The 10,572-nt window shown below is 63.5% G+C and carries 11 protein-coding genes; all 11 read left to right on the top strand.

Annotation, left to right across the window (positions count from 1 at the left end; all coding sequences use genetic code 11):
• A partial coding sequence (locus EOA85_RS17015) for an SPOR domain-containing protein (RefSeq protein WP_164759704.1) occupies positions 1–1,653 on the top strand: 1,653 nt, incomplete at its 5' end.
• 157 nt (positions 1,654–1,810) lie between these two features.
• On the top strand, positions 1,811–2,830 hold the full coding sequence (gene nagZ, locus EOA85_RS17010; protein WP_127210493.1) for a beta-N-acetylhexosaminidase: 1,020 nt from the start codon (positions 1,811–1,813) through the stop codon (positions 2,828–2,830).
• Between the two features lie 127 nt (positions 2,831–2,957).
• A complete protein-coding gene (locus EOA85_RS17005; protein WP_029353169.1) occupies positions 2,958–3,758 on the top strand; it encodes a ScpA family protein in 801 nt (266 codons plus the stop codon).
• Positions 3,755–4,534 (top strand): SMC-Scp complex subunit ScpB, encoded by a 780-nt coding sequence (scpB, locus tag EOA85_RS17000; protein ID WP_029353166.1) that lies wholly within the window; start codon positions 3,755–3,757, stop codon positions 4,532–4,534. Before EOA85_RS17005 ends, scpB begins: the two co-directional genes overlap by 4 nt.
• 180 nt (positions 4,535–4,714) lie before the next feature.
• Positions 4,715–4,936 carry a twin-arginine translocase TatA/TatE family subunit gene (locus EOA85_RS16995; RefSeq protein ID WP_127210492.1) on the top strand — a complete coding sequence of 74 codons (222 nt, stop codon included), beginning with the start codon at positions 4,715–4,717 and terminating at the stop codon, positions 4,934–4,936.
• 28 nt (positions 4,937–4,964) lie between these two features.
• Positions 4,965–5,657 (top strand): Sec-independent protein translocase protein TatB, encoded by a 693-nt coding sequence (gene tatB, locus EOA85_RS16990; protein ID WP_127210491.1) that lies wholly within the window; start codon positions 4,965–4,967, stop codon positions 5,655–5,657.
• Positions 5,658–5,701: 44 nt separating this feature from the next.
• Entirely contained in the window at positions 5,702–6,526 is an 825-nt protein-coding gene (tatC, locus tag EOA85_RS16985) for a twin-arginine translocase subunit TatC (protein WP_127210495.1), read from the top strand.
• Between the two features lie 328 nt (positions 6,527–6,854).
• The gene (serS, locus tag EOA85_RS16975) at positions 6,855–8,159 is read left to right on the top strand and encodes a serine--tRNA ligase (RefSeq protein ID WP_127210490.1); all 1,305 of its coding nucleotides are present in this window, start codon (positions 6,855–6,857) and stop codon (positions 8,157–8,159) included.
• Positions 8,159–8,917: a 5'/3'-nucleotidase SurE gene (gene surE, locus EOA85_RS16970; protein ID WP_095521440.1), complete on the top strand. Its 759-nt coding sequence runs from the start codon at positions 8,159–8,161 to the stop codon at positions 8,915–8,917. Before serS ends, surE begins: the two co-directional genes overlap by 1 nt.
• The gene (locus EOA85_RS16965; RefSeq protein WP_206523311.1) at positions 8,914–9,579 is read left to right on the top strand and encodes a protein-L-isoaspartate(D-aspartate) O-methyltransferase; all 666 of its coding nucleotides are present in this window, start codon (positions 8,914–8,916) and stop codon (positions 9,577–9,579) included. Before surE ends, EOA85_RS16965 begins: the two co-directional genes overlap by 4 nt.
• Before the next feature lie 213 nt (positions 9,580–9,792).
• A partial coding sequence (locus EOA85_RS16960) for a LysM peptidoglycan-binding domain-containing protein (RefSeq protein ID WP_127210489.1) occupies positions 9,793–10,572 on the top strand: 780 nt, incomplete at its 3' end.

Here is a 10,572-nt window from a genome sequence, read left to right as displayed (position 1 = left end):
GAAATGAATGCCGTAGACGTCGCTGCCGCCCCGGCGCGCGGCGCGGCCTATGACGACGAATCCTACAATGCCGGATTTCAGTCAGGGGCCGGATTTCAGTCAGGGGCCGGATTTCAGTCAACGGCCGGATTTCAGTCAACGGCCGGGTTCCAGTCAGCGGCCGGGTTCCAGTCAGGCTATGAGCCCGACCGCGTTGAAACGCGCACCTATGCGGCGAGACCCGCACAAGCGTCTGTCAGTGCGTCTTATGCCGATGCCGCCAGCGGCTTCGATCTGGGCGACTTGCCCAACGGCCGGCCGGCTTCGCAGGCCGACGACTTTGGCTTGGACGAACTCGACTACGACCCCGAACTGGATGAGGCCATGTCAGTTCCCGGCTTGGCTGAGCACGATGCTGCGAGGCCGCGGAGCCGCGGCCTGCTGGTCGCCGCGGTCGTCGGCGCCGTGGCGCTCGCGGGCGGTCTCGGCGCCTTCGCGCTGTCTTTCGGCGGCACCGGCGGCACCGATGCGCCGGTCATCGTCAAGGCGGACAACGCACCGATCAAGGTCAGACCGGAAAATCCGGGCGGCACCGTCGTGCCGAACCAGGACAATAAGGTCTATGACGCCGTGGCCAAGGGTGGCGCAAAGCCTGCCGAACCGGTCCAGGAAAAACTGGTCACCAACACTGAAGAGCCGGTGGACGTGGCGGCCAAGGAGCCGCCGCAGAGCCGTGTGGTCGATCTTTCGCCCGACGATATCGACACGGCTGAAGCCGCCGATGCGATCCGCAATGCCGAACCCGCCGCCGCTGAAGGCGCCAATGCGATCCGCGGCACGCAAGCGGCCGGAAATGCCGACGTCGCCGCCCTGCCGGCATCCAAATCCGAGGATCGTATCGCCCAAGTTCTGCAAGAGGCCGACCAGGGCATCGACCCCGACCTCGTCGCGGTTGCGCCGCGCAAGGTGCGAACCATGGTCGTCAAACCCGATGGCTCGCTGGTTGCGCGCGAGGATCCGGCGCCTGCGGCACCGCAGATGGCTGCCGTCGAGCCTGTCGATCCGGCGCCGCAGCATGTGGCCCCGACGGGTCAGGCCGACGACGCAGAACAACAGACCGGTACGGTACCGCCTGTTGCCGACCAGGCAAGTGACGACCTACTGGGTGGCGACCCAGTGGGCGGCGACCAGACCGAAGCCGCCAAGCCGGAAACAGCCAAGCCGGAAACAGCCAAGCCGGAAGTAGTCAATCCGACGGCCGCGCCGGCAGCCGCGCCTGAGGCTGAGGCCCAAACCGCCCAGCCTGCCAATACGCCGGCCTCGGTTCCGGTGGCGCCGCAGCGTCCGTCCGACCAGCCGGTCGACGTCGTCGGCGAGGTCAAGCCCGACCAGGTTGCGTCCATCAATCCCGCGGCGGGCTCGACCGGCGGTGGCTCATGGTCGATGCAGATTGCCTCCCAGCCGACCGTCGAAAGCGCCCAGTCGACCTATCAGGATCTGCAGCGCCGATATGGCAGCGTGCTTTCCGGCCATACCGCCAACATCGTCAAGGCCGAGATCGCCGGCAAGGGAACGTTCTATCGCGTCCGCGTCCCGGCGAAGTCGCGCAACGATGCGATCAACCTGTGCACCAGCTACAAGGCTGCCGGCGGCAACTGCTTCGTGTCGCGCTAGCCCTTTCAAGTCTCCCGCCCTTGGGCGGAAAGAACCGGCGCGGTCACGAACCGCGCCGGTTTTTTTGTGGAAGGGAGTTGTTTGTGTGGAAGGGGTCCTGGCCGCATGTGGTTCGATGCGATTCCCTTTGTCCGCGTGAAGCTCTAAACTCCTGCCCATGACCGAATCAAAATCCATGATCCTCGGCTGCGCCGGGAAATCGCTCACACGCGAAGAAATCAATTTCTATCGCAATGAATGCCCGTGGGGATTCATCCTGTTTGCGCGCAACATCGGCGAGACCGAGCAGATCCGCGATCTGGTCGCCGCGATGCGCGACTGTATCGAGCGCCCGGACGCCCCGGTGTTTATCGACCAGGAAGGCGGCCGGGTGCAGCGCCTGCGCCCGCCGTTGGCGCCGAATTATCCGGCCGGTGGCGCGCTCGGGGCCCTGTGGCGCAACGACCACGACGCCGGCAACCGCGCCGCCTGGCTGATGGCACGGCTGCATGCCTTCGACCTGCTGCGCTACGGCATCACGGCGGATTGCCTGCCGGTGCTCGACGTTCCGATCGAGGGCGCCAGCGACGTCATCGGCGCGCGCGCCTATGGCAAGGAGCCTCGCTCCGTCATCGAACTGGGTCGCGCAGCGGCGGAGGGCCTGATGTCGGGCGGCGTGCTGCCGGTGATGAAGCATATTCCCGGGCATGGACGGGCCTTTGCCGACACGCATTTCGAACTGCCGACCGTCGATGCCTCGATGAGCGACTTGCAGCGGCATGATTTCGCCCCGTTCCGGGAGCTCAATCATTTGCCGATGGCGATGACGGCGCATGTCGTCTACAGCGCGATCGACCCGAAGAACCCGGCCACGACATCCGGCAAGGTCATCGATGAGATCATCCGCGGCGAAATCGGCTTCGACGGGCTGCTGATGAGCGACGACACCTCGATGAAGGCACTTTCTGGGGATTTCCCGACAAAGGCGGCCGCGATCCTTGCGGCGGGCTGCGATCTCGTCCTTCACTGCAATGGCGTTTTCGAGGAGATGGCCGGCATTGCGGCGCGCACAACGGGGCTTGAAGGCACGTCGCTGCAACGCGCGCAACGGGCGCTGACCTATATCAAGAACCGCGATCGGGCTGATGAAGCCGAGATACGCGCCGAATTCGCCACCTATTTCGATGCGGTGGCCTAGACCATGATCCCGAAAAATGGGAGCCGGTTGTTCGGAACAGATCATGGCCAAACAAGAAGATAGAACCAAAGGAAAGCAACAGGAAGTGGCGGAAACATTGGACAACAAGGCCGGCAAGGCCGCACCGATGGACCGTCTGTGGGCCGAGAACGACGATTCGCGGCTGACCGGCGATCCCGCGCTGGTCGTCGATGTCGACGGTTTCGAGGGCCCGCTCGATCTTCTGCTGCATCTTGCCCGCAACCAGAAGGTCGATCTGTCACGCATCTCGATCCTGGCGCTGGCCGAGCAATATCTGGCCTTCGTCGAGAAGGTGAGGGCGCTCAGGCTGGAGCTTGCCGCCGACTATCTGGTGATGGCGGCGTGGCTGGCGTTTCTCAAGTCGAAGCTTTTGATCCCCAAGCAACCCGGCGACGACGGCGAAAGCGGCGAGGAGTTGGCGGCCGTGCTGCAATTCCGGTTAAAGCGGCTGGAAGCGATGCGCGACGCGGCGGCACGCCTGGTCAACCGTAACCGGCTCGGACGCGACGTGTTCGCCCGCGGCATGCCGGAAATGATCATCGTCGAGAAACGCAACGCCTATTCGGCCTCGCTCTACGATCTGCTGACCGCCTATGCGGCGCAACGCCAGAAGCAGGCCATCACTAATGTGACGATCGCCAGGCGCGGTGTGTGGTCGCTCAAGGATGCGCGCGATATCCTCAACAGGCTGATCGGCTCGCTTGCCGACTGGACGGCGCTGGACAGCTTCCTGGTCGAATATCTGACTGGCCCGGACGAGCGGCGTACCGCGATTGCCAGTTCGTTTGCGGCGACGCTGGAACTGGTGCGCGAAGGCAAAGTGGAAATGCGGCAGGACGAGGTGTTCGCGCCGCTCTATCTGCGCGGCCGTGCGCAAGGCATCAGGGCAGTCGAGGTGGCATCATGAGTGAACGCGCCAACGCTTCGGTCATTCCGTTCAACGTCGACGACGAGACCGAAGAGGGCGTGCTCGCCGGGGCACCGGCAGAAAGCCAGGCCCAGAACTTGTCCCAGAATCCTGGCGAGCGGCTGCATATGGCGGAAGCCGTGCGCATGGCCGAGGCGATCGTCTTTGCCAGCGCCGAGCCGGTCAGCGAAAAGCAGCTTGCCGCACGCCTGCCTGACGGCATCAGCATCGCCGCGGCGATGGCCGAACTGCAGCAGATCTATGCGCGGCGCGGCGTCAATCTGGTGCGCGTCGGCGATGCCTGGGCGTTCCGCACCGCCGGCGATCTCGCGTTCCTGATGAGCCGCGACACGGTCCAGCAGAGGAAGCTTTCCCGCGCGGCGCTCGAAGTGCTGGCGATCATCGCCTATCACCAGCCGGTGACGCGCGCCGAGATCGAGGATATCAGAGGCGTCGAGACCTCGAAGGGCACGCTGGACACGCTGATGGAGACTGAATGGGTGAAGATGCGCGGCCGGCGCCGCACGCCCGGCCGTCCCGTCACCTACGGCACCACCGACATCTTCCTCGACCACTTCGCGCTGGAGGAGATCCGCGACCTTCCCGGCATGGAGGAATTGAAGGGTGCAGGGCTGCTTTCGGGCCGTATGCCGTCGAATTTTACCATTCCGCTGCCACCGGCCGATCCGGATGCGCTGACCGACGACGAGGATCCGCTAACCGACATCGATCTTGAGGAACTCGGCTTGTTGACGCCGCGCGTCGAGGAAGATTGACCGCAAACGACGTGCCGAAAGCCGTTGGTATTTCGCGGCTGCGCCGATTGGTAGCGGGCTATGGCGCCGAAAGTGCGTGACTTCGGCCACTGATTTATAAAACTCTGTCGCGGTTGTGTTTGAATCCCGACGCGAAAGCGCATAGATCATCGTCGGAGAAAACTTTCGAGAGAGATTGTTATGGGTTCATTTTCGATTTGGCACTGGCTGATCGTGCTGGTGATCGTGTTGCTGGTGTTCGGCCGCGGCAAGATTCCCGAGCTGATGGGTGACATGGCCAAGGGTATCAAGAGCTTCAAGAAGGGCATGGCCGACGACGAGGTTGCCGAGGACAAGCGCACCGTTGAACACCGAGCCGACGAAACCGTTTCGTCAGTGAAGGAAAAGGCCAGCAAGAGCTGAGCCCAAACTTTAGTCGGAACGCATCGCCATGTTCGACATCGGCTGGACCGAGATGCTGGTGATCGCGATCGTCATGATCGTGGTCGTCGGGCCCAAGGATTTGCCAAAGATGCTGCGCACATTCGGACGCACGACGGCGAAGATGCGCGGCATGGCAGCCGATTTCCAGAAACAGTTCAACGACGCGCTGAAGGAGGCCGAGCTTGACGACGTCAAGAAGTCGGTCGATTCACTCAGAAGCCTCAACCCGGCCGCCGAGATCAGGAAACAGCTTAATCCGTTCGAGCAGGCGGCAGCCGATGTCCGTTCAGGCGTCGACGCGGTGATGAAGCCGAAGCCGGCAGTCGACCCGGTCACGCCAGCTGCTTCGACGCCGCAGGATACCGAGCTGAAGAATGGCGCGACGGTGCTGCCGGGCGTCAACGCCCCGGAAGCGGCGCCGGCGGCGCCGACGTTCCCGGCGATGACCGATGAGTCGGTGGTGACACCGCCTGTCGCGACGGCGACGCCGGCTGCACCGCAAAAGGCCGCGGCAGCGAAGAAGAAGGCCGCGCCAGCGAAAGCGATGCCGGCCTCCAAGGCCGCAGCGAAGCCAGCGGCAGCAGCGGCAAAACCTGCCGCGACAAAGACGGCAGCTAAAGAGGCCGAGCCGAAGCCTGCACCGGCAGCGGTGAAGAAGCCGACTGCAGCCGCCAAAAAGACGGCGGGAGCCGCCAAGTGAGCATTTCGGAAAAGGACGAGATCGATAAATCGGCGGCTCCGCTGATGGAGCATCTGATCGAGTTGCGCCGGCGGCTGATGTGGTCGATCGGCGGGTTCTTCGTCGCCTTCCTGTTCTGCTTCTTCTTCGCGAAGCAACTGTTCAACCTGTTGGTTATCCCGTTCAAATGGGCAACCCAATGGGCAGGGCTCGACCCGCACAAAGTCGAGCTGATTTACACGGCGCCGCAGGAATTCTTCTTCACCCAGGTCAAGCTGGCGATGTTCGGCGGCATGGTGATCGCCTTTCCGCTGATCGCCACGCAGATCTATAAATTCATCGCGCCCGGCCTCTACAAGAACGAACGCAACGCCTTCCTGCCGTTCCTGATCGCTTCGCCGATCCTGTTCCTGATGGGCGCGTCGCTGGTCTATTTCTTCTTCACGCCGATGGTGATGTGGTTCTTCCTCGCCATGCAGCAGACCGGCACCGACGACCAGGTGCAGATTTCCCTGCTGCCGAAAGTGTCGGAATATCTCAGCCTGATCATGACGCTGATCTTCTCCTTCGGGCTGGTGTTCCAGTTACCGGTGGTGACCAGTCTGATGACGCGGGTGGGCATGCTGTCGTCCGAGGCGCTGGTCGAAAAGCGCAAATGGGCGATCGTCATCGCCTTCGTCGTCGCGGCTATTCTGACGCCGCCCGACCCGATCAGCCAGATCGGTCTGGCCGTTCCCACGATCCTTCTCTACGAGGTCTCGATCTGGTCGGCCCGGCTGATCGAGCGCAGCAAGGAACGGGAACGTCTGGCGCGCGAGAAGCGGGAGGCCGCGGAAACGGCGGCCGAAAAGTCGGAGGACGTGTCGTCTACGAAGTCTGCATCTACATAGGTTGCATCCTGTCGCGCCCCCCTCTGTCCTGCCGGACATCTCCCCCACGGGTGGGGAGATCGGCTGTCGTCGCGACTTTCGCTAATCTGCAGGGTGGAATAGGTGAGCCGTCGGCAAAGCTGCCAATCTCCCTCCTTGTGGGGGAGATGTCCGGCAGGACAGAGGGGGGCGCGAAGGAACTCGGCCTTCACATCTTGCATCGATCAAGGATGCGGTTTACGCCCTCTGGCCTAAAATGCGATGCGTTTTAGGTCTTTATTTTGGGCATGTCGTTGTCCCAAAACCGCTGCGCACTTTTGGGCGACATGCCCGCCGAGGACGAACAACCATGCTCGACATCAAATGGATTCGCGACAACCCGAAGGCCCTTGTCGAAGCGCTCAAGAAGCGCTCGTGGTCGGCTCAGGATGCGCAGTCCACGGTCGATGATCTGATTGCCAGGGACGAGGCGCGGCGCGAACACCTGACCGAGCTGCAGACCAGGCAGGAGCGCCGTAACGCTGCGTCGAAGGAGATCGGCAATGCCATGCGTTCGGGCGATGCCGCACTTGCCGAAAGGTTGAAGGTCGAGGTCGGCGAGATCAAGACCTTTATCCAAAATGGCGAAGCGCGCGAACGCGAACTCGACAAGGCGCTGAACGACGCCTTGGCCGTGCTGCCCAACGTGCCGCTCGACGATGTGCCGGTCGGCAAGGACGAGCACGACAATGTTGTCAAGCGCATCGTCGGCAAGGTGCCGACGCGACCGAACTGGGTGAAGGAGCATTTCGAGATCGGCGAAGCGCTCGGCATGATGGATTTCGAGCGGGCGGCGAAGCTCTCGGGCTCGCGCTTCACGGTGCTGAAGAGCGGGTTGGCGCGGATGGAGCGCGCACTTGGCCAGTTCATGTTGGACCTGCACACAACCGAGCATGGCTATGAGGAGAGTCAGCCGCCTCTGATGGTGAAAGCCGAGGTTCTTTTCGGGACGGGGCAGCTGCCGAAATTCGAGGAGGATCTCTTCTTCGCCCCGCATGGAGATGGCAGGCTTGGCCTCATCCCGACCGCCGAAGTGCCGCTCACCAATCTCGTGCGCGAAGAAATCACGCCGCATGAAAAACTGCCGCTGCGCTATACAGCGCTGACGCCGTGCTTCCGTTCGGAAGCGGGCTCGGCCGGGCGCGATACGCGCGGCATGCTGCGCCAGCACCAGTTCTACAAGGTCGAACTGGTGTCGATCACCGACCAGGACTCCTCGCTCGCCGAGCACGAGCGGATGACCGAATGCGCCGAGGAGGTGTTGAAGCGTCTCGGCCTGCCGTTCCGCACCATGACGCTGTGCACCGGCGACATGGGCTTCGGCGCGCGCAAGACCTACGACATCGAGGTCTGGCTGCCGGGCCAGAACGCCTATCGCGAGATTTCGTCATGCTCGGTCTGCGGCGATTTCCAGGCGCGGCGCATGGACGCCCGCTACAAGGCCAAGGACGGCAAGGGCAACCGCTTCGTCCACACGCTGAACGGCTCCGGCACTGCCGTCGGCCGCGCTCTGATTGCTGTCATCGAAAACTATCAGAATGAGGATGGCAGCGTAACCATTCCTGAAGCGCTTCGGCCTTACATGGGCGGTCTGGAAAAGATCGAATCAAGATAATGCGCATCCTCCTGACCAATGATGACGGCATCCATGCCGAGGGCCTTGCATCGCTCGAACGCATCGCCCGCACGCTGTCGGAGGACGTCTGGGTGGTGGCGCCGGAGCAGGACCAGTCCGGCTACGCGCATTCGCTGTCGATCTCGGAGCCGCTGCGTTTGCGCAAGATCGGCGAAAAACACTTTGCCGTGCGCGGCACGCCGACCGACTGCGTCATCATGGGCGTGAAGAAGATCCTGCCGGCAGCACCCGACCTGATCCTGTCCGGCGTCAATTCCGGCGCCAACATCGCCGACGACGTCACCTATTCGGGCACCGTCGCCGGCGCCATGGAAGGCGCGCTGCTCGGCGTGCGTTCGATCGCGCTCAGCCAGGCCTATTCCTATGTCGGCGAGGATCGCGTCGTGCCTTACGAGACCACCGAGGCGCTGGCGCCGGCGCTGCTCAGGAAACTTGTCGCCATGCCGCTGCCGGACGGCGTACTGCTCAACGTCAATTTTCCCAATTGCGCGCCAGAAGAGATCGCCGGCACGGTGGTCACCTCGCAAGGCAAGCTCGTCCACAGCCTGTGGGTCGACGAGCGCCGCGACGGCCGCGGACTTCCCTATTATTGGCTGCGCTTCGGCCGCGAGCCGGTCGAGGGCAAGCAAGGCACCGACCTCTATGCCATGCGCAACCGGCTGGTGTCAGTAACGCCGCTGCAGCTCGATCTCACCGCTCATGAAATCCGCGATCAACTGACCAAGGCGCTCGCATGAACCTGAACCACGGTCCGACGCTCGACGACCGCGAAGGCTTCGCCGCTTTCCTGCTCCGCCTGCGTGGCAAGGGCGTGGTGCCGAAGGCACTGATCGCCGCCTTCGAGGCGACGCCGCGGCGCGGCTTCCTTTCCGCGCAGTTCCATCCGATCGCCTGGTCGGAGCGTATGCTGCCGATCGAATGCGGCGAGGCGATCGAGGGCGCCGATCTGCAAGCCGCAGTGATCGCAGCGCTTGCCATCGAGCCGGGCAACCGCGTGCTCGAGATCGGCACCGGGTCGGGCTACACGGCGGCTGTGATGTCGCGGCTTGCCGCGCGGGTCGTCACCATCGACCGCTACAAGACGCTGGTTGAGCAGGCCAAACAGCGCTTCGAGGCACTCGGCATCGGCAGTGTCATCGTGCGTCAGGCGGACGGCTCCAACGGGCTGGCAAATGAAGCGCCGTTCGACCGTATCGTCGCGTGGGCGGCCTTCGACAGCCTGCCGCGCTTCCTGCTCGACCAATTGTCGAGCGGCGGCATCGTCATCGCCCCGATCGGACCCGAGGAGGGCGAGCAGGTGCTGGCCAAGCTGACGAAGGTCGGCAGCCGCTTCGAACGCGAGGACATCGGCCTCGTCCGCCTGCAGCCGATCCTGCGCGGCGTAGCCGCGGTCATCTAGGGATCTGTCGATATTTCAGGTGATGGCCGCAACCGACCGGTCTGGTCGCTTCGCGCCCGTCCGCGACTGGGCCCTACCTGAACCTCAGGCCGACAGGTCCAGCCTTAAATATTTTAACAAAATTTGCGTCTGATTCTAGAGGTTTAACCGACCAGTAACATTAACGCGCTTTAATCGCGGTCAGTCTGTACCGGGTATCTGCGGGTAAAAGCGATGCAATTCAGTATTTTGAAGGCAAACGGACGCAACCTGGCGCGTGGTTTCGCTGTCCTCATGGTTGCGGGCACCGCGGCGGGATGCAGTTCCCAGGTCTCGCGGTTCAACAGCGTCGATGACGTTTTCACTTCCTCGACCAACAACCAGCGCGCCATCATCGACAAGCAGGACGCCGCACAGCCTTATCCTGGCGATGCGCCGGTGTCGGCCGCGCCGCTCGACGGCAGCCATACCCAGTCGGTCAGCCGCTCAAGCCTCGAGCCGGTTACGACGCACCAATTGCCGCCGGTCAGCCAGTCGCAGCCGGCGCCCGCCGCCAATCCGGCGCGCACCGCTTCGGCGCCAGCCGCCCCCCAGGTCGACCGGATCGCAACGGGGACAGCGGCAAAGCCGTTCAAGGACGCACAGTCTGATGCTCCGCGCATGGCGACGGCAGGCGGCGCACCGCGTGCTACCGAGATCGTCGTCAAGGGCGGCGAGACGATTTCCGGCCTGTCGCGGCGCTACGGCGTGCCCGCCGATGCCCTCATGAAGGTCAATGGGCTAAGCGCGACCAACGGGCTGAAGACCGGCCAAAAGCTCGTCATCCCGGCCTATGCCTATTCGGGCAAGAAACCGGCGCCGAAGCTTGCGGACGCCAAGCCTGCGAACGACACCAAGCACGATTTGCCGGCCAAGGCGCCGGAGATGGTGGCCGTGCTGCCGCAGCAGCCGAAGCCTAAGGAGGGCAAGTCCGCCGCGCAGGTGGATGCATCGGCCGCAGCAAGCCAGCCGAAG

The sequence above is a fragment of the Mesorhizobium sp. M5C.F.Ca.IN.020.29.1.1 genome (genome assembly GCF_003997375.1).
In the GTDB taxonomy this organism is placed as follows: domain Bacteria; phylum Pseudomonadota; class Alphaproteobacteria; order Rhizobiales; family Rhizobiaceae; genus Mesorhizobium; species Mesorhizobium wenxiniae.
The sequence above is the reverse complement of the archived record's forward strand: the minus strand, read 5'-3'. Positions and strand labels throughout refer to the sequence as shown.